The sequence below is a fragment of the Arthrobacter sp. R4 genome (assembly GCF_051365025.1).
GTDB lineage: Bacteria > Actinomycetota > Actinomycetes > Actinomycetales > Micrococcaceae > Arthrobacter.
The window spans coordinates 111,572-130,697 of sequence record NZ_JBLWIJ010000026.1; the positions used below are offsets into that span (position 1 = coordinate 111,572).

Genomic DNA, 19,126 nt, shown 5'->3' on the forward strand with positions numbered 1-19,126 from the left:
GCCGCAGGGCCATTCAAAGGCACGCGGCCCGGACTCATTCCCTCGCAACCGGAGTCCGGGCCGCTGCTTTTCCATGGCCTGCTACATGCCCAGGCCAGTCGACTAGAGCTTCAGCCCCAGGAAGACACATGATCAGTTCACAAACAATAAACGACTACCTCGCCAGGCTTGCCTCTCGCGAACCCACTCCAGGCGGCGGCGCAGCCGCGGCTCTCCACGCCGCCCAGGGGGCGGCACTGGTCGCCATGGTGGGCAGGTACACCACCGGCACGAAATACGAACAGCACGCCGAACTCGTGGCCAGGATCATCAGCAGCGCAGATGGCCTGGTGGTCCAGGCCCTGCACCTCGCGGACGCCGACCAGCACGCGTTCCAAGCCGTCATTGACGCGTACAAGCTCCCTGCCGGTACTGACGACCTCAAGGCTGCACGGACAGCGTCCATCCAGGACGCGCTCGTCCAGGCCGCGAAAACGCCGGCACAACTGATCCTCGTTGCCGGCGCCGTTGTGGATCTTGCCACGGAACTGTTCGAGGTGGCCAACGCCAACGTGATCAGCGACGTCGCCGCCGCCGTCGACGCTGCCCGGGCAGCCGCTACCACTGCACGGGTAAACATCGATATCAATGTGGTGGCCATCAAGGACACCGAAACACGATCCCGGCTGGCCGCCCAGACCGATGGCCTTGAGGAAAAGGTCATCCTGGCGGCCGACTCGCTCGTCAAGCGCGTTCGCGAAAGGATTCTCGGTTGAGCACCACACTCCTCTCTGGACGAAACCTGGCAAAGCTCATTCAGCAGAAGGCCCACGACGAAGCCCGGAGCCTCGAAACTGAGGGCCTGCGCCCCACCCTTGCAGTGGTGGTGGCCACCGACGACGGCTCCACGCTCTGGTATGTGCGGTCTATCGAACGGGCTGCTGAAAGCGCTGGCATCAATTGCCGGATCGTGGACCTGGGCCACGACGCGACGGGACAGGTTCTGGCCTCAGTCCTGAAGGACCTCAGCGCCGAACCGTCCGTCAACGGCATCATCCTTCAGACGCCATTGCCTCCCGGCGTTGACGCAGATGCGCTGGTTGGGCACATCGCCCCCGAGAAGGACATCGACGGCGCCAATCCCCTGAGTCTTGGCCGGCTGGCTGTGGGCCAGCCCTCGTTCGCCCCTGCCACTGCACGGGCCGTCACCGAGATCCTGGACCACTTCGACATCCCGGTGGCGGGCCGGAACGTCGTCGTTATTGGACGTTCCGCCGTCGTCGGGAAACCGCTGTCACTGCTGCTACTGGAACGCGACGCCACCGTCACCGTCTGCCACTCCAGGTCAGGGGCACTTGAGAAATACACCAGGACGGCCGACGTCGTGGTGGTCGCCGCCGGGCGTACCGGCCTGCTGAACGGCGGCCACATTTCCTCCGGGGCGGTTGTGATCGACGTCGGCACCAACGTCCTGTCCGACGGGTCCCTCGTGGGGGATGTCGACGAAGCCAGCGTCCGGGGCATCGCCGGGGCGCTGACACCGGTTCCCGGTGGCGTCGGCTCAGTCACCACGGCCCTGCTTCTCCTGCACACCGCCGAGGCCGCGCGGGAACAGTCGCGTGCCTTGGTGCGGGGAGCAGCCGGGTAATCCACGGCAAGCACCCCTGCTTCGCTTAGGCCCAGCTGTTGTCTTGGCGCCTGTGCAGATCCCTGCGATCTGCACAGGCGCCGAGGCCGTGTCCTGCCAATGGGCTACAGGACGGCCCTGATGAGGTTCTCGAAGTCCGTCACATGCTTGGTGGTCAGGCGCGCGGCAGCTTCGGAAGCCCCTTCTGCGATGCACTCGAGAAGCTCAATGTGCTGGGCAATGTGCTCGGACACCGGAGGAAGTTTCTCCAGCACAAGGCTCCAGATCCGCGTCGCCAGGTTGTCGTACCGGATCAGGACATCCTCTAGATGCCGGCTCCCCGTGGCCCGGTAAATCATTCGGTGTACCCGCATATCCAGGCGCATCAGGTCCTGCTGGGAGTGCATTCCTGGCAGGAGCTCCCCTACTTCCCTGGCAAATTCCTTGATCTCTTGCCGGAGTTGCGGCGACGCCATTCGGGCAGCCCGCGCTGCGGCCGCAGGCTCCAAGAGCTGCCGGATTTCGGAGATTTCGGCCAAATCCGTGATGTCCACCCCTGCGGCGAATGTTCCCCGCCGGGGATATGCCACCACCAGATGGTCACTTTCAAGGCGCTTCATCGCTTCGCGGATCGGCGTCCTGCCCACTCCGAGCCGCCTCGAAATCACTTCGTCGTTCAATGGTTCGCCAGGCTTGATGTCCAAAACGATCAGTTCATCACAGAGCACCCTGTAGGCGAAGTCGGCGAAGGACTCGTCCTCCTGCCTCGTTGGCAGGAAGGACCCCCCAACATCCGACGGTAGTTCTCCACCGCTTGCCATTTCCAAGTCTCCTCCCGATGCACAGCCGAGCCTTGACGCGAAGGCCTCGTGTACATAGTATTCCTAGAACTGATATATCAATATCCCATCAAAAAAATGTCAACCCTAACGGAGAGCAATGAGCACAGAAGCTGTTGCAAGGATACGGCTGGAAGTGGTTCCGTCGGCCGATCTGCTCACGCAACTCCCCACGGTTTTTGACACCATGGGATCCGTCAGTGTCACTTGCCTCCCGCACCACGGTCCTGCACGGACCGTGGAGACGTCCGTGAACCTGGCGCGCCTGGGCTACCACGCCGTTCCCCATCTCGCAGCCCGCAGCATCACGGGTGAGGCAGAACTCCACTCGCTGCTGCTGCAACTGCAGGAGGCCGGCGTCTCGGAGCTGTTTCTCGTTGCCGGTGACCGGCGCACGCCCGCCGGCCCCTACAGCTGGAGCGGACAGCTCCTTGAGGCGGTCAACGCCTACTCACCCGACTTCTCGATAGGAATTGCCGGTTATCCGGAAGGCCACCCGCAGTTCAGCCAGGAGCAACTCAGCAGCAGCCTCCTCACGAAAGCGCCTCTTGCGTCCTCCATGGTCACCCAGATGTGCTTTTCCGCCGAGGCGATCAGCCGGTACCTCAGGTCAATCCGCACGAGCGGCATCCAACTGCCCGTGTGGGTTGGGGTCCCGGGTCCGGTCTCCATCAGGAAGCTGGTCTCCCTGGGAGCACGCCTCGGGGTGGGCCGCTCCCTCAAGCTCGCCCGCGGGACCGGGATGGCAGAAGCCCTCTGGCGGCGGGACGACTTCCTGAGCTACGACAGCGGACGCCTGATCCGCGAGGTACACCAGGAGTTGGCAGGCGATCCCCTCTTTGCCGGGTTCCATGTCTACACCTTCAACGACCTCGGCCGGTTGCCCGGCCTCCTGGATGGTGTACGCGCACTGCAGCCGACCGCCACCTTGGCCTCGGGCAACACCTCCATTCCACTGATTCCTGCCAAGATCTGAAGGGAAAGATCACATGGCTTCAAAAGCCCCCAAGCAGAATATCGACGAGTCAAAACTGAGCCTGACAAAGCCCAAAACGACTGCCGTCGGCCTTCCGGCTGTTGCAAACGCGCTGAAGATTTCCCTTGAGCAGATGGGCCCGCTGCGCAGCATCCAGACGCTCTTGGCCGTCAACCAGGTTGACGGCTTTGACTGCATGGGCTGCGCCTGGCCTGAACACGAAAAGCGCAATGCTGCGGAATTCTGCGAGAACGGCGCCAAGGCGGTGGCTGAAGAAGCCACGCGCCGCCGCGTCACTCCTGAATTCTTTGCGAAGCACTCCATTGCAGACCTGAAGACGCGTGACGACTACTGGCTGGGTCAACAAGGCCGGCTCACGCATCCGATGCTCCTCGAGGAAGGTGCAACCCACTACAGGCCCATCGAGTGGGACGATGCCTATGAGCTGATCGCCCAGGAGATCAGGGACATGGAGCACCCCGATCAGTCTGTCTTCTACACTTCCGGGCGGACATCGAACGAGGCAGCCTTCGCCTACCAGCTCCTCGTTCGCGGCATCGGAACGAACAATTTGCCCGACTGCTCCAACATGTGCCACGAATCGTCCGGCTCGGCCCTGGTCGAAACGATCGGCATCGGCAAAGGCTCCGTCAGCCTCACGGACCTGGAGACGGCGTCGCTGATTTTCGTGGCGGGGCAAAATCCCGGAACGAACCATCCGCGCATGCTCAGTGCGCTGGAGAAGGCGAAGAAGAACGGCGCCGTCATCATCTCAGTGAATCCGCTTCCCGAGGCCGGGCTCCTGCGGTTCGAGAATCCGCAGAACATATCCGGCATGGTGGTGGGTACGCAACTGACCGATGACTTTCTCCAAATCCGCGCCGGCGGCGATCAGGCCCTCTTTCAGGGTCTTGGCAAATACCTTCTAGAAGCCGAAGCCCAAGGGCGCAAGACCCCCGGGCTCCCCACTGTGCTCGATCATGAGTTCATCAAGGACCACACCGTAGGCATCGACGAATACCTGCGGTACCTCGAAAAGGCGGAATGGGACGACATCGTCGAAGCCACGGGGCTGACTCTGGAACAGATCAAGGCCACAGGCGAGCGCCTCCTGGCCTCGAGCGCCACGATCGTCTGCTGGGCCATGGGCCTGACCCAGCACAAGCACTCGGTACCCACCCTCCGCGATGTGGTCAACGTCCTGCTCCTACAAGGCAACATTGGCAAGCCCGGAGCCGGTGTCTGCCCCGTCCGCGGCCACTCCAACGTCCAGGGCGACCGGACCATGGGCATCTTCGAGAAGATGCCGGAAAACTTCCACGACCGGCTTGACCACGAGTTCGAATTCCGCTCCCCCCGGGCGCATGGCTTCGACACCGTGGCGGCCATCCGCGCCATGCGGGACGGCAAGGTCCGCGTCTTCATCGGCATGGGCGGCAATTTCGTGCGGGCGGCCCCGGATTCCGAGGTCACCGAACAGGCACTGGCCAACACCCGCCTGACGGTTCAGATCTCCACGAAACTGAACCACTCCCATGTGTCCACGGGTCGCCGTGCGCTGATTCTTCCGACGCTCGGACGTACGGAGAAGGACACCCAGCGCACCGGTGACCAGAGGGTGACAGTGGAGGATTCCATGAGCGCGGTCCACGCCTCCCGGGGTCGCCTGAAGCCCGCCAGTGAACACCTGCATTCAGAAGTGGCCATTGTGTGCAACATCGCCCACAAGATCTTCACCGGCAGCGACAACCTCCCGCTGCCCAATACTCCCAAAGCCGACTGGCTCGCCATGCGTGACGACTACGCCATCATCAGGAAGCACATCGAAGCGGTCCTCAGCGGCTTCGAGAACTTCGAGGAACGGATCCAGAACCCGGGCGGGTTCGTCCTTCCCCACCCGCCCCGGGACGCCAGGAAGTTCGATACCGCTTCGGGCAAGGCGCACTTCACAGGCAACGAACTGGAATTCATCAGGGTCCCTGCCGGACGGCTCGTCCTCCAGACGCTGCGCTCCCACGACCAGTACAACACCACCATCTACGGCAAGGATGACCGCTACCGGGGCATCCACGGCGGGCGCCGCGTAGTCCTGATCAACGCCGACGACATTACTGAGCTGGGGTTCACGGACGGGGACATGGTCCATCTCATCTCCGAATTCCAGGGGACCGAACGACGCGCCGAGAACTTCCGCATCGTGTCATACTCGACGCCCAAGGGTTGCGCGGCGGCCTACTACCCGGAAACCAACGTCCTCGTGCCTCTTGATTCCGTAGCCGACACCAGCGGCACGCCGACCTCCAAGTCCGTTATCGTGCGGCTTGAGCGGGCCGAATCGTGAGCTCTGTCCTGACGGCGGAAGCAACCGTTGCCACAGGTGTGGACGGGCCAAGGGTGGAGCGGGCTGTCCGCGAATACCTTCTGGCCATCGGCGAGGATCCCGAAAGGCCCGGACTTGCGGACACCCCGGCCCGCGTAGCCCGCGCCGCCGCGGAAATGTTCGGTGGGCTCCATGAGGATCCCCTGGCAGTCCTGGACAAGACCTTCGACCTCGGCCACGGTGAAATGGTCATCGTGAAGGACATACCGTTCTATTCCACCTGCGAACATCACCTGGTGCCGTTCCATGGCGTGGCACATGTGGGCTACATCCCGTCTGCTGAGGGACTGGTGACCGGCCTCAGCAAGCTCGCCAGGCTGGTGGACGTCTTTGCGCGAAGGCCGCAGGTCCAGGAGAGGCTCACCACCCAGGTGGTAGACGCACTTGTTACGTCGCTGCGGCCCTTGGGGGCAATTGTGGTGATCGAGTGCGAGCACCTGTGCATGTCAATGCGGGGCGTCCGCAAGCCCGGGGCAAAGACCATCACGTCTGCAGTCCGTGGTGAACTGCGCCTGCCGGCCGCCCGGGCGGAGGCACTGAGCCTCATCCACGGGCGCTAAGAAATCTCTCTGGACATGCCCCTACGGCTGCCATACGATGTAACTGATATATCTTTATTGACCAATTAAAAATATCAGCCTCGTACGCCCTCTTCTGCGCGACGACCAACAGCACTAACACACACCAGACACCATCAACGGAGAAGCAATGTCTGATATCACTCAAGCCCAGGCCGATGCCATCCTCGGCGCCGCCCGTGAGTCGGCCCGTGAAACCGGCACCGCCATGAACATCGCGGTAGTGGACGCCGGCGGCAACCTCAAGGCCTTCACCCGCATGGATGGTGCCTGGCTCGGCAGCATCGACATTTCCATCAAGAAGGCCCGCACTGCCCGCTACTTTGACATGGCAACGGGATCCATCGGCGAACTGTCCCAGCCAGGGGGCCCGCTGTTCAACATCGAAGTCTCCAACGGCGGACTTATCACGTTCCCGGGCGGACTCCCCCTGCACGATGAGGACGGTACTGTCATTGGCGCAATCGGCGTCAGCGGCAGCACGGTGGAGAACGACCACACCGTAGCTTCCGCAGGCGCTGCCGCCCAGCGCTAGGCAGGACCGGGGATGCCATGCCACCGGCACGGCATCCCACTGACAGCCTTCGTCCTCGCGAAGGATGAACTGTCCCGTTTCCGTGAATGGTGCTTCGGTGGCCTGAAACCTGGGGAGGTATCCTCATCGAAGCACCGCTTTCGGGCAACGGGGCAGCGCCGGCAACTTGCCGGACCAGTGCAAGGCAATCCGAGATGGCAGGCCTGGCACCAAATCCCAGCACCACCCCGCAGCCAAAAGGAGTGTCCATGTCAGGAAACAGAGCCGTCGCCTACAAAGAGCCCGGTGTCGTCGAAATTATCAATACCGACTACCCGACGTTCGAACTCAAGGATGGGCCCGGCGTCAATCCGGCCAATGTGGGCCGGAAAGTACCCCACGGTGCGATCCTGCGCACAGTGACCACCAACATCTGCGGTTCCGACCAGCACATGGTGCGGGGCCGCACCACCGCTCCCAAGGACCTCGTCCTCGGCCACGAAATCACCGGTGAAGTGGTGGAAGTCGGTCCGGACGTGGAGTTCATCAAAGTCGGAGACATCGTCTCCGTACCGTTCAACATCTCCTGTGGCCGTTGCCGGAACTGCAAGGAACGCAAGACCGGCATCTGCCTGAACGTCAACCCGGACCGTCCGGGCAGCGCCTACGGTTACGTGGACATGGGCGGCTGGGTGGGTGGACAGGCAGAATACGTGCTGGTCCCCTACGCTGACTGGAACCTGCTCAGGTTCCCGGACCGCGACCAGGCCTTGGAAAAGATCATGGACCTGACCATGCTCTCGGATATCTTCCCCACCGGGTTCCACGGCGCAGTCACCGCCGGAGTGGGCGTCGGGTCGACCGTGTACATTGCCGGCGCCGGCCCGGTTGGCCTCGCAGCCGCCGTCGGTGCGCAGTTGCTCGGTGCCGCCGTCGTCATTGTCGGTGACATGAACGAAGACCGTCTGGCGCAGGCCCGCTCCTTCGGGTGCGAGACGGTGAACGTCTCCAACGGAGATCCGAAGGACCAGATCGAGCAGATCCTTGGCGTTCCCGAAGTGGATTGCGGTGTCGATGCTGTTGGATTCGAAGCCCGCGGGCACGGAAAGGATGCATCCCATGAAGCCCCGGCCACGGTGCTGAATTCCCTCATGGACATCACAGCCGCAGGTGGGGCCCTGGGCATCCCCGGCCTGTACGTCACTGGCGACCCCGGTGGAATTGACGACGCCGCCAAGCACGGTTCCCTGTCGCTGTCATTGGGCACCGGGTGGGCAAAGTCCCTGTCCTTCACCACTGGCCAGTGCCCCGTCATGTCATACAACCGCCAGCTGATGATGGCCATCCTGCATGACAAGGTCCAGATCGCCAAGGCAGTGAACGCCACAGCGATCCCGCTGGAGGATGCACCGCGCGGCTACGCCGAATTCGACGCCGGCTCGGCAACAAAGTTCGTGCTGAACCCGAATGGATACGTCAAGGCGTAGCACCTCAACTGACCGGGCCGGGGATTGCGGGGCAAGCACCACGTGGTGCACGCCTCGCGGTCCCCGGCCCGCACAATTTCAGTGCATCACTACCCTCAGGAAGGGGCACCCTTGCTCGCCCAAGATACCGCCACCAGCGGCAGCAGTCCGGTGTTGCGCTCCGCAGGGCCACCTTCCGGACATCCCTCCCCCACTTGGCTCGAAGCCCGGCAATTGGCTTTCGATTGCGCCGTCCCGCTCGCCCCTGTGGAGCTTCCGCTCGCCTTGGCAGCGGGCCACACCCTGACCCGTGACGTCGCCGCCCTGCAAGAACTCCCCCATTACGCCTCCTCTGCCATGGATGGCTGGGCCGTCAACGGTGGCGGTCCCTGGATCCTTACCCGCCATGAGCCCGTTTTGCTTCCCGGCCGGGCCAGTGTCATAGCCACCGGCGGACTAGTACCCGTTGGCGCCCAATCGATACTCCGCAAGGAAAGCGGCCAGGTGCTCCGCGGCGCTGACGGCAGCCTTCTCCTGCGACTCAATGACAGGGCAAAGGAAGGCGAACCCGGCCGGGGCCAACACATTCGTCCTGCCGGCGAGGAAGCTGCGGCCGGGGAAGTGCTGATCCCGGCCGGCACAACGCTGAACCCGGGCCACCTTGCCCTCGCCGCCGTGGCTGGCCACGACAACCTGCAGGTGCAGGCCAAGCCGGTGGTCGGAATAGTGCTGACCGGTTCCGAAGTAGTCACGTCGGGCGTTCCGGAACCAGGCCAGGTCAGGGACACGTTTGGTCCGCAGCTGGGGACTGTCATTTCCCTTCTCGGTGGCACGCCTGGCGGCTCCCTGCGGATCGGGGATTCCTACCCCGAGTGGCTCGCGGCACTTGGCGGTTCTGACGCGTTTCCCGGGTCGATGCCGGACCTGACCATTACCACCGGCGGAACGGGCTGTTCCGGGACAGATCATTTTCGCGCCGCCATCGCTGCCCTCGGCGGACAGCTGTTGGTGGATGGCATCGCCATGCGGCCGGGCCACCCCGCGGTCCTGGCCAAGCTCCCGGACGGCCGCTTCGTCGTCGGGCTGCCCGGTAACCCCCTGGCAGCAATGATGGCCCTGATCACCGTAGGTGGACCGCTGCTGGAGGCACTCGGAGGCAAGCCCCTGAGCGACGTTGGACAAGTGACTTCCGCGGCTGACATTGATCCGTGCCCCGGCCGTACGCGCCTGATTCCCTGCACGTTCATCGAGGGGCTTGCCTTCCCCGCCTCGCATACGGGACCCGGCATGATGCGTGGACTCGCTTGTGCCGACGGCATCATGGCCGTTCCCCCTGCTGGAGTCCAGTCCGGCGAGCCGGTTCCTGTGCTCCCGCTCCCCTGGACGCAGCCCAACGAAACAATCCATACCACCACCAACCGCGCACGGAGGACCCCATGGCCCGCATGACACAGCGCCGCAAGATCCACCGCTTCCACCTGGACGGTTCCGGCACCGAGTACCCGGTGCGGTTCAAGGAAGACATACTCGCCGCTGAGGAGCCCCTGGAAATCCGCATCGGCGGCCGCTCCTTCGCTGTCACCATGAGGACCCCGGGCGACGATTTCGACCTGGTGGCCGGGTTCCTGGTCTCGGAAGGCATCATCAGTTCCCACTCCGAGCTGGTATCGCTGCGCTTTTGCGCCGGCGATGCCGGGGGAGAACAGACATATAACGTGGTCGAGGCCCAGTTGAGGCCGGATGTACGCATGCCTGACACCATGCGGCATGTCTATACCTCAAGCTCCTGCGGCATCTGCGGGACAGACTCGATCGACTCCGTCCGCAAGACCCTTCCCTTCGATCCTGCCCGGGACACGCTGCAGATTCCCGTGGATGTCCTCGCCGAACTGCCGGAGCGGCTTCGCGAGGCCCAGGCGGTGTTCGACAAGACGGGCGGCGTCCATGCGGCCGGCCTTTTCAAGGTGGATGGCGCCAGCCCTGAGTTGCTGTGCCTCCGGGAGGATGTCGGACGCCATAACGCTGTGGACAAAGTGGTGGGCTGGGCGCTGCGCCAAAACCTGCTGCCTCTGAGTGGCACCGTCCTCCAGGTGTCCGGGCGCGCGTCCTTCGAACTTGTCCAGAAGGCCGCCATGGCCGGCATTCCCGTCCTGTCTGCTGTGAGCGCGCCCTCCAGCCTGGCCGCCGACCTCGCCGTCGAAACCGGAGTGACGCTGGTTGGATTCAGCAGGGGACACAGCCTGAATGTCTACGCCGGGCGCGAAAGGCTGGGCCGTCCGCAGAAGGCCCGCGAGGAAACCTATGCCAAGCTTTGACGTTGTCCTCGCCGAGCTCAGCGAGGCCCCCATCTCGGTGGACCGGGCCACAGCGGCAGTCCAGGGCGATGAAGCCGGGGCGGTGGTCAGCTTCAGCGGAGTGGTCCGAAACCACGACGGCGGCATGGCCGTCAGCAGATTAGGCTACTCGGCCCACCCCACCGCGCATCGCGTCCTCGCCCAAGTGGTGGAAGAACTGGTCGCGGAGCATGCCGGGAAGGCCGACAAGCCGGTCCGCATCTGGGCCGCCCACCGTGTGGGGCTGCTGGAGGTGGGTGATCCTGCACTGGTCTGTGCCGTGTCAGCAGCCCACCGTGGCCAGGCCTTTGAGGTGTGCTCACAGCTTGTGGACCGCATCAAGGCACGGGTGCCGATCTGGAAAGAGCAATTCTTCGCAGACGGCACCGTGGAATGGGTCGGCGCAGGCCAACAACTTCCTTCTGAACGTCCCTCGCAAGTAATAGAGAAATAGGAGAATAATGACTGCCATTTCAACCACCCAGTCAGGTGCGCCGGTTACGTCCGACGCGCATTCGAAGTCAGTTGGTGCCGACGGTGCCATCATCCTGACTGACCACTACCTGATCGAAAAGCTCGCCCAGTTCAACCGCGAGCGGGTGCCCGAGCGCGTTGTACACGCCAAGGGCGGCGGCGCGTTCGGTACGTTCAGGGCCACCGAGGACATCTCTGCCTACACCAAGGCCGCGTTCCTGCAGCCCGGCGCCGAGACCGAGATGCTGATCCGGTTCTCCTCCGTCGCGGGCGAGAACGGCTCCCCGGACACCTGGCGCGATCCCCGCGGCTTCGCCGTGAAGTTCTACACCTCCGAGGGCAACTACGACCTCGTGGGCAACAACACCCCGGTCTTCTTCATCCGCGACGGCATCAAATTCCCGGACTTCATCCACTCCCAGAAGCGCCTCCCGGGCACCCACCTGCGCGACGCCGACATGCAGTGGGACTTCTGGACCCTGTCCCCCGAATCCGCGCACCAGGTCACCTGGCTCATGGGCGACCGCGGCCTGCCGGCCTCCTGGCGCGAAATGCAGGGCTACGGCTCACACACCTACCAGTGGATCAACGCCGCGGGCGAACGGTTCTGGGTCAAGTACCACTTCAAGTCCAACCAGGGCGTCAAGACCATCACCGGCGAGCAGGCCGAAGAGCTGGCCGGATCCGACGCGGACTTCTACATCCGCGACCTCGCCGAAAACATCGCCGCCGGCAACTTCCCGTCCTGGGACCTGCACGTCCAGGTCATGCCCTACGAGGACGCCAAGACCTACCGCTTCAACCCCTTCGACCTCACCAAGGTCTGGCCGCACGCGGACTACCCGCTGATCAAGGTCGGCACCATGGAACTGAACAAGAACCTGGAGAACTACTTCGCGCAGATCGAACAGGCCACCTTCGCGCCCTCGAACTTCGTGCCCGGCATCGCCGCGTCCCCGGACAAAATGCTCCAGGCCCGCATCTTCTCCTACGCCGACGCACACCGCTACCGCGTGGGCACCAACCACGCCCAGATCCCGGTAAACCAGCCCAGGAACCAGGTCAACAACTACAGCCAGGACGGCGCCGGACGCTACCTGTTCAACGCCCCCAGCACCCCGGTCTACGCCCCCAACTCCGTGGGCGGCCCGGCAGCCGTAGAGCCGCAGAACCCCGCCGGCGGCTGGGAGAACGACGGCGAGCTGACCCTCTCCGCGCACACCCTGCACGCCGAGGACAGCGACTTCGGCCAGGCCGGCACGCTCTACCGCGAGGTCTACGACGACGCCGCCAAAGCCCGCTTCCTGGGCACCATCACCGGTGCCGTGGGCGGCGTGAAGAGCCCCGGCATCAAGGAACGCGCCATCCAATACTGGACCAACGTCGACGCCGAACTCGGCGCCAAACTCCGCGCCAACCTCGGCACAGCACCGCTCTCCGACGCCGAAGCAGCCAACAAAATCGGCTAACCCGCCGACCGGTTCGAGGGGCACCCCATTGGGGTGCCCCTCTTTTGTTTGCCGGCGGCAGCGGGTCGCGAACCCGCGTCCTATGCCAATTGAGGGGCCGCAGGCGAGTCGGTCTAGGATGAACATGATGAGGGCGCAGGTCAGCTGGGACTCCCAGTCCCAAGGCACCCTGCATGGACTATGACATGAGGCACAATGGCCGCACGTAACGACCAAGACCCGGACGCAGACGCTCAGGGCGGCGGCGTCCAATCGGTTGACCGCGCCCTCCAGATTCTGGAAATTCTCGCTCGCGAGGGCGATGCCGGCGTCAGTGAGATCGCTGAGGAGATGGGCGTCCACAAGTCCACCGTGTCCCGGCTCGTAGGATCCTTGCTGGGCCGGGAACTGGTCCGCCAGAATAATGAACGCGGCAAGTACCAGCTGGGGTTTGGAATCCTGAGATTGGCATCGTCCATCCCTGGACGCTTGAGCGTTGTGCGCGAGGCCAGGGAAGTTCTGGAGAGCCTGGCAACGCAGTACAAGGAAACCGTAAATCTGGCGGTCCTTCGATCGAACTTCGCTGTCAACGTGGACCAGGCCATGGGCCCTTCTACCCTTGCGACCTACGACTGGGTAGGCAGCCTGACACCCCTGCACGCCACTTCCAGCGGCAAGGTGCTGCTCGCTGCCCTGCCGGCGGACGAAAGGGACACCATCCTCAGGACGGTCGGCCTGCCGGCCCGCACGCCGCGAACCATTACGAATCGCGGGGAGCTGGAGAAGCAGCTGCTGGATGTCGCCCGGCAGGGCTACGCTGTGGTCCACGAGGAATTCGAAATCGGCCTGACGGCGGTGGCCGTTCCCATCTTCAACCACTTGGGGAGTGTCATCGCGGCGGTGAGCATTTCCGGTCCTGCGTTCCGGTTCACGCCCGAGGAGCAGCCTGGGCTCATTGACGGCCTCCGCGAAGCAGGTATGGCCATCAGCGGGAAAATGGGCTACAGACGCCGCTAGGCCTGCCCTAAGGGCCGGCCTGGCGTTCTCATAGGGTGTCTAGGCAGGCTTGATAGCGTCGCCGACTTTTCCTTCGATCCAGTCGTGGAAGGCGCGGATGTGGTGTTCGCTGCGGACCAGCACACCACCCTTGGAGTAGACCCTCGAGCCCATGGCAGGCTCGCAGCGTTCGCACGCATCGAAGGCCTGCTGGTTGACGCGGTGGAACAGCTCCACAGAAGCCGTCACATCCATCCGGGATGTGGTCCAGCCCTTCTGAGCCTTCAATGGTGAAGCCCTGAGCGCGGGCTGCCTTGGCTGCAGAAAGACCAGCCAAAGATGCTCCCACGATCGCGAGCCTCTCCATGTTCTCTCCTTCTGAATTGCTTCCTACGCAACAAGGATCATGATAAGCAACAGGGTGCCGCATGCCACGCTGAGTGTCAAGATGCGGCTTGGTCCCTTAGAAATACGTCATGAAGATGCAGAAATACCTTGACACTGGGCTGTGACGAGGCGCACTCTGTTGCTTAGCGCGAAATGTGTTGATCCCTGCGGAACGAAACGAAGGCTTTGCAGCCTTCCTTGCACGAGAAACCTGATCCCAAACCTGAAGAGGTGCAATATGCACAACGCCTGCCCGCTCAGTGAACTTGCTCCCGGGGAGGCATTAAGGCTCGACACAGCTCCACCCATCGCCGTCTTCCACACAGAAGAGGGCGAGATCTTCGCCATCGACGACACTTGTACCCACCAGGATGCTTCACTGGCCGACGCTATGTGGAGGAATGTTGGGTCGGGTGCCCGCTTCACGCATCCAGGTTCAACCTCCGTTCAGGAGGCGTGGACCAACCGCCGGCCAAACTGCCGGTCCGGACTCACGAAGAGCAAATCGTCGATGGCAACATCATGGTCATCGAATCGGACGAAGGCCCCAACCTTCCGCCCGGACTAACAGCCGGCCATGTTTAACCGCAAGCCCATGACTCGCCGAGCAAAGGACCCGCTCATGGCTATTAATAGTGACCTAAAACCCCTGACACCTGAGGAGTTGCCCGCCGACAACGGTCTGGCAAGGACTCACCCTAGTGAGGAGCCCGAAAGTTTGGGCAATACCAAAGAAGTCATCAGTGTCTCCAAAGAAGAAGACACAAACCCCGCCGTCCTCGATCCGGAGGACGGAAGCGCAGAACCACTGCCGGATACCGAAGAGTATGAGCAGATCCTGGAGGAACTGCGCAATGCCAAGACCGAGCAGGCCGTCTCCCTGCGCCGGAACCACTCGCTCACCCTCGACAAAGTAACGTTCGGAATCACCGGCGCCATCGCCATCGCCTTTGTCGTCTGGGGCTTCGTGGGCCGCGACAGCCTCTCCGCTACCTCCACGACCGCCCTGAATTGGGTCATGGAGTACACCGGCTGGCTCTTTATGGTCCTGGCTTCCCTGTTTGTCGTTTTTGTCCTGTGGCTGGCCCTGGGCAAGTTCGGCAACATCCCGCTGGGCAAGGACGGCGAGAAGCCCGAATTCCGTACCGTCTCCTGGGTCGCGATGATGTTCGCCGCCGGCATGGGCATCGGCCTGATGTTCTACGGTGTTGCCGAACCGCTTTACCACTACATCTCTCCCCCGCCCGGAACCGTGGACGGCCGCACCCCGGCAGCCATCCAGACGGCCATGGCCACCTCGATCTTCCACTGGACCCTGCACCCCTGGGCAATGTACGCAGTGGTAGGCATCGCCATGGCGTACGGCACCTACCGCCTGGGCCGCAGGCAACTGGTCTCCGCAGCCTTCACCTCACTTTTCGGCATCAGGATGGTGGAAGGCCCGCTCGGGAAGTTCATCAACATCCTGGCTATTTTCGCCACACTCTTTGGTACGGCTGCTTCCCTGGGCCTCGGCGCCCTGCAGATCGGCAGCGGCATGACCTCCAACGGCTGGTTCGGCGAAATCGGCACGCCCGTGCTTGTGGGGATCGTCGCCGTCTTGACCTTCTGCTTCGTCGCTTCGGCCGTCTCGGGCATCAGCCGCGGCATCCAGTGGCTCTCCAACATCAACATGGTCCTGGCCGTCGTCCTAGCACTGATCGTTTTCATTGCCGGCCCCACCCTGTTCATCCTCAACCTGATCCCGTCCGCCGTCGGCGACTACGCCCGCGACCTGGCCGAGATGTCGTCCCGGACCGAAGCGGTCGGCGATGAGGCCCTTCGGAGCTGGATGACCGGTTGGACCATCTTCTACTGGGCCTGGTGGATCTCCTGGACGCCCTTCGTAGGCATGTTTATTGCCCGCATCAGCCGCGGCCGCACCATCCGCCAGTTCGTCACCGGCGTGCTGCTGGTGCCCAGCGTCGTCAGCGTGATCTGGTTTGGCATCTTCGGCGGAGCCGCTTTCCACGTCCAGCAGGAAGCTGACAAGGCAGGAACACCCGGGCTGGTAACAACGGTCGACGGCGTCTCGTCCGTCAACTTCGACGGTGCACTCTTCGACCTGGTCAAGAACCTTGGTATGCCCGGCTGGCTTACTGTTGGCGTCATCGTCCTGGCCATGGTCCTGGTGGCAATCTTCTTTGTCACCGGTGCCGATGCTGCTTCCATCGTGATGGGATCGCTCAGCTCCAACGGCGCCGAGCACCCCCGCCGCGGAGTGGTGATCTTCTGGGGCAGCCTCACCGGCGCCGTGGCAGCGGTCATGCTGCTGGCCGGTGGCGATGAACCGTCGGAAGCCTTGGCTGGCCTGCAACGCATCACCATCGTCGCAGCGCTACCGTTCATCGTCGTCATGCTCCTGCTCTGCTTTGCCCTCGCCAAGGACCTGCGCCGGGATCCGCTGTCCCTGCGACGGCGCCTGGCTACCTCGGTCGTCGAACGGGCCATCAGGACTGGCGTGGAACAGCACGGCGGCGTTCAGTTCGACCTTGTCACGAAGCATGATTGCGCTGATTCCTGTCCTGACCCGGACTCCCACCAGGGCGGCACCCACACGGGCAGCATCCCGACCGTCCAGACCCGACGGGCGGACCGGGAGTAAAAAAGGTTCACCGTCAGTAGCAATCCGCCCCGGTGGCACGCGGCTCCCCAGCCCGTGCCGCCGGGGCGCACTCACACCCCCACTCAGCCGCAAAGGTCAGTACATGTACGATCGCCACGATCAACCCCCGATTCTCCGGGTCAGCCGGAACGGAAAGGAGCCGGTGGATATCCGGCTTGAAGCATCGAGTCCAGTGACCGTTCGGCTGCAGGTGGATGGTTGCTGCAACTGCCAACACCACACCGAAGACCGCCCCGGCTCGTATGTTGACAGCGACCTTGGTATCCGCTGACGGCGGCCGCGCCGCATCAGCCCCAAGGCCCTGACCGTTCAGCTGAGCGTCCCGGTACTGCGCCGGTCCGGGAAAAGCAATCAAGCGCCTAGTGTTTCAATTCACCGCAGGCCGATGCTGGTTGCCAGAGCTATGGCCTCCGTACGCGAAGTGACACCCATCTTCCGGAAGATGTTTCCCACGTGGAACTTGACCGTGTTTTCACTGATGTTGAGGGCGCCCGCGATCGACCTGTTCCGCTGACCGGACGCCAGATGCTGCAGCACTTCCAACTCGCGACTGCCCAATTTCCAGGCGCTGACGTCGGCAGGAGCAGCCTGGGGGGCATCCAGCGGAAGCGTCACGGAGACATCTGTACCCCAGCCGGGCATGACATCTACCTGCATCTTTCCGTCCAGGGCCTGAACCCGCCGGTCCAGCCTGCCCAAACTGGATGCGTCGGCGGCAAGAGTGCCGCCGCCGTCGTCGCGGACATTGATCAGCAGATTCTCGCCGTCGCAATCCCACTGGGCCCGGACCCTTCGGACTTCCGGCTGGTCCAGCATGGCCAGCAGTAGGCCCCGCACGATGGCCCGGGCTGCATGGGCGACTTCGCCCGGGAGGGCCCGCCCGTTCAGGGGAGGTTCGACGAACTGCACCTCCACCCCGCTGAAACGCGTCAGTGGGAGAAGGTCTTCCCGGAGGCGCTCGAAGGCCCTGGCCACCGGTTCTTCGATCAGGTCCGTGGTCCTGTCACTCAACGTGCGAAGCCTGACAAGGGCTTTGGCCACCAAATCCGTGGCTGCTGCACGTGCTGCGGCGTCGTCCATCGCCGTTGACCTCAGCGCCCCGGCGACGATCTCAAGCGTTGTCGCATGCTGGTCCACCAACTCGGAAGTCACCCGGAGGCGTTCAGCTGACGCCGCCCTGGACTCCAACAAGTATGCAGGCGGAGCATCCGCGACCTTTTCGTGAATCCTGCGCGCGGCAAGGTGCCAGAGGTACTTGGCGATGTCCGCGCCCGCTTCCGCGTTACCGGCCTCAGAGTCGGGCACAACAGGATCCGTAAGCACCAGCAAGGCCCTGCTGGAGAGGTACTTCATCGCGAGTACCGGACGTTCCTTTGCGGCAATCACGGCATCCCCCACCCAAGGTTCTTCCCCGCTAAGGGCAGCGCGGAGGCTGTCCAGCTCCTCGATGGACACCCCTGAGATGATGCTCTCCAAACCCGCCTTCTTCTGGGGCCTGCCGGTGCAGTCCTCCGTGAAGATCACCAGGGCGCTGCTGGCGAGATAAGGAGCCAGCGCCTTCCGCAACTCTTCCGCTATGGACGTCAATGGCGCGTTCGCCACCGCCGCGATGGACTGCAGCAACGGCCATGGCAAAGCCGGGGTGCCGGGGCTGCCGGGCGGCGTGAGGGGTGGGAGCCTGTCCACTGGCGAGCTGGTCATGGGGTCCTTTCGGCAGGAGCAGAGCACGAACTACCAGAAAGTATAGCTAGAACCACCTTTAGTGGGCGTTACACCCATACCAAAGCAGCGGCAGGATTGATGGCGGAATACATCCCAGATGGATGGACGCCTCCAACAGAGCGAAGGAAGTAATTGTGGGTCCAACAGCAATCGGTTCATCGGACCGCCTCAGCGCCGAGGCAATTCTCCAGAACTTGTCCCTCATTTCCGGGGAAATCAGTGGCACGGCGGCCCAAGTCGATGGAGACCGTTTGGAAGCAATGACGGCATCCATCCGTTCCGCCGACAGGGTTTTCGTCGCCGGTGCCGGCCGCAGCGGCCTCGTCCTCCGCATGGCTGCCATGCGGTTGATGCATCTCGGCCTCAACGTCCACGTAGCGGGCGACACCACAACTCCGGCCATCCGCGCCGGCGATGTGCTTCTGGTGGCGTCCGGCTCCGGCTCCACCTCCGGCGTGGTCAAGGCTGCCGAAACAGCTGCGGCGGCGGGTGCCCGCGTGGCCGCGGTGACCACCAACCCCGACTCCCGCCTCGCGGACCTGGCGGATTCGCTGGTGATCGTACCTGCCGCACAAAAGACGGATCACGGTTCCAGTGTCACTCGCCAGTATTCGGGAAGCCTTTTCGAGCAGGTCCTCTTCGTCCTGACCGAAGCCGTTTTCCAAACCATCTGGAACGACACCGACGCGCCAGCTGAAGAACTCTGGCTCCGGCACGCAAACCTCGAATAAGCCCCTCCTTT

At 63.4% G+C, this 19,126-nt stretch carries 18 protein-coding genes and 1 pseudogene; 16 read left to right on the forward strand and 3 right to left on the reverse strand.

Annotated elements, in window-relative coordinates:
- Window positions 1-128: 128 nt before the first annotated feature.
- Window positions 129-755: a cyclodeaminase/cyclohydrolase family protein gene (locus ACLKOZ_RS16575; protein ID WP_436476609.1), complete on the forward strand. Its 627-nt coding sequence runs from the start codon at window positions 129-131 to the stop codon at window positions 753-755.
- Entirely contained in the window at window positions 752-1,627 is an 876-nt protein-coding gene (locus tag ACLKOZ_RS16580; protein ID WP_436476611.1) for a bifunctional 5,10-methylenetetrahydrofolate dehydrogenase/5,10-methenyltetrahydrofolate cyclohydrolase, read from the forward strand. The genes ACLKOZ_RS16575 and ACLKOZ_RS16580 overlap by 4 nt, the downstream gene beginning before the upstream one ends.
- A gap of 104 nt (window positions 1,628-1,731) precedes the next feature.
- On the opposite strand, the gene ACLKOZ_RS16585 is transcribed toward ACLKOZ_RS16580, so the two are convergent.
- The gene (locus ACLKOZ_RS16585; protein WP_436476613.1) at window positions 1,732-2,427 is read right to left on the reverse strand and encodes a GntR family transcriptional regulator; all 696 of its coding nucleotides are present in this window, start codon (window positions 2,425-2,427) and stop codon (window positions 1,732-1,734) included.
- A gap of 118 nt (window positions 2,428-2,545) precedes the next feature.
- Here ACLKOZ_RS16585 and ACLKOZ_RS16590 point away from each other — a divergent pair, with 118 nt between their 5' ends.
- The 10 genes from ACLKOZ_RS16590 to ACLKOZ_RS16635 all read left to right on the forward strand — a co-directional run bounded on the left by ACLKOZ_RS16590 (window position 2,546) and on the right by ACLKOZ_RS16635 (window position 13,631).
- Complete coding sequence (locus ACLKOZ_RS16590) at window positions 2,546-3,421, forward strand: methylenetetrahydrofolate reductase (protein ID WP_436476615.1); 876 nt, start codon at window positions 2,546-2,548, stop codon at window positions 3,419-3,421.
- A gap of 13 nt (window positions 3,422-3,434) precedes the next feature.
- Window positions 3,435-5,762, forward strand: coding sequence for an FdhF/YdeP family oxidoreductase (locus tag ACLKOZ_RS16595; protein ID WP_436476617.1), 2,328 nt, complete (start codon window positions 3,435-3,437; stop codon window positions 5,760-5,762).
- Window positions 5,759-6,361 carry a GTP cyclohydrolase I FolE gene (folE, locus tag ACLKOZ_RS16600; RefSeq protein WP_376048545.1) on the forward strand — a complete coding sequence of 201 codons (603 nt, stop codon included), beginning with the start codon at window positions 5,759-5,761 and terminating at the stop codon, window positions 6,359-6,361. The genes ACLKOZ_RS16595 and folE overlap by 4 nt, the downstream gene beginning before the upstream one ends.
- A gap of 148 nt (window positions 6,362-6,509) precedes the next feature.
- Window positions 6,510-6,914 carry a GlcG/HbpS family heme-binding protein gene (locus ACLKOZ_RS16605; protein ID WP_337349125.1) on the forward strand — a complete coding sequence of 135 codons (405 nt, stop codon included), beginning with the start codon at window positions 6,510-6,512 and terminating at the stop codon, window positions 6,912-6,914.
- A gap of 248 nt (window positions 6,915-7,162) precedes the next feature.
- Complete coding sequence (fdhA, locus tag ACLKOZ_RS16610) at window positions 7,163-8,380, forward strand: formaldehyde dehydrogenase, glutathione-independent (protein WP_337349124.1); 1,218 nt, start codon at window positions 7,163-7,165, stop codon at window positions 8,378-8,380.
- Between the two features lie 111 nt (window positions 8,381-8,491).
- On the forward strand, window positions 8,492-9,808 hold the full coding sequence (locus ACLKOZ_RS16615; protein ID WP_436476620.1) for a molybdopterin molybdotransferase MoeA: 1,317 nt from the start codon (window positions 8,492-8,494) through the stop codon (window positions 9,806-9,808).
- Entirely contained in the window at window positions 9,796-10,674 is an 879-nt protein-coding gene (fdhD, locus tag ACLKOZ_RS16620; RefSeq protein WP_337352257.1) for a formate dehydrogenase accessory sulfurtransferase FdhD, read from the forward strand. Before ACLKOZ_RS16615 ends, fdhD begins: the two co-directional genes overlap by 13 nt.
- Window positions 10,661-11,146 (forward strand): molybdenum cofactor biosynthesis protein MoaE, encoded by a 486-nt coding sequence (locus ACLKOZ_RS16625; RefSeq protein WP_436476622.1) that lies wholly within the window; start codon window positions 10,661-10,663, stop codon window positions 11,144-11,146. The genes fdhD and ACLKOZ_RS16625 overlap by 14 nt, the downstream gene beginning before the upstream one ends.
- Before the next feature lie 7 nt (window positions 11,147-11,153).
- On the forward strand, window positions 11,154-12,635 hold the full coding sequence (locus ACLKOZ_RS16630) for a catalase (protein WP_436476624.1): 1,482 nt from the start codon (window positions 11,154-11,156) through the stop codon (window positions 12,633-12,635).
- A 195-nt stretch (window positions 12,636-12,830) separates the two neighbouring features.
- On the forward strand, window positions 12,831-13,631 hold the full coding sequence (locus ACLKOZ_RS16635) for an IclR family transcriptional regulator (RefSeq protein WP_337349238.1): 801 nt from the start codon (window positions 12,831-12,833) through the stop codon (window positions 13,629-13,631).
- A 39-nt stretch (window positions 13,632-13,670) separates the two neighbouring features.
- Here ACLKOZ_RS16635 and ACLKOZ_RS16640 read toward each other — a convergent pair whose 3' ends face one another.
- The gene (locus ACLKOZ_RS16640; RefSeq protein ID WP_436476626.1) at window positions 13,671-13,898 is read right to left on the reverse strand and encodes an SRPBCC family protein; all 228 of its coding nucleotides are present in this window, start codon (window positions 13,896-13,898) and stop codon (window positions 13,671-13,673) included.
- A gap of 337 nt (window positions 13,899-14,235) precedes the next feature.
- Between ACLKOZ_RS16640 and ACLKOZ_RS16645 the strand changes: the two are divergent.
- The 3 genes and pseudogenes from ACLKOZ_RS16645 to ACLKOZ_RS16655 form a co-directional block, all read left to right on the forward strand.
- Window positions 14,236-14,325, forward strand: a pseudogene (locus tag ACLKOZ_RS16645) (bifunctional 3-phenylpropionate/cinnamic acid dioxygenase ferredoxin subunit); the annotation flags it as partial.
- A 128-nt stretch (window positions 14,326-14,453) separates the two neighbouring features.
- Complete coding sequence (locus ACLKOZ_RS16650) at window positions 14,454-14,582, forward strand: hypothetical protein (RefSeq protein WP_436476667.1); 129 nt, start codon at window positions 14,454-14,456, stop codon at window positions 14,580-14,582.
- A 10-nt stretch (window positions 14,583-14,592) separates the two neighbouring features.
- Window positions 14,593-16,641 carry a BCCT family transporter gene (locus ACLKOZ_RS16655; RefSeq protein WP_436476628.1) on the forward strand — a complete coding sequence of 683 codons (2,049 nt, stop codon included), beginning with the start codon at window positions 14,593-14,595 and terminating at the stop codon, window positions 16,639-16,641.
- A 393-nt stretch (window positions 16,642-17,034) separates the two neighbouring features.
- Here ACLKOZ_RS16655 and ACLKOZ_RS16660 read toward each other — a convergent pair whose 3' ends face one another.
- A complete protein-coding gene (locus tag ACLKOZ_RS16660; protein ID WP_436476630.1) occupies window positions 17,035-18,363 on the reverse strand; it encodes a LuxR C-terminal-related transcriptional regulator in 1,329 nt (442 codons plus the stop codon).
- Between the two features lie 155 nt (window positions 18,364-18,518).
- On the opposite strand from ACLKOZ_RS16660, the gene hxlB reads away from it, so the two are divergent.
- On the forward strand, window positions 18,519-19,115 hold the full coding sequence (gene hxlB, locus ACLKOZ_RS16665; RefSeq protein ID WP_436476632.1) for a 6-phospho-3-hexuloisomerase: 597 nt from the start codon (window positions 18,519-18,521) through the stop codon (window positions 19,113-19,115).
- The last annotated feature ends 11 nt before the right edge of the window (window positions 19,116-19,126 follow it).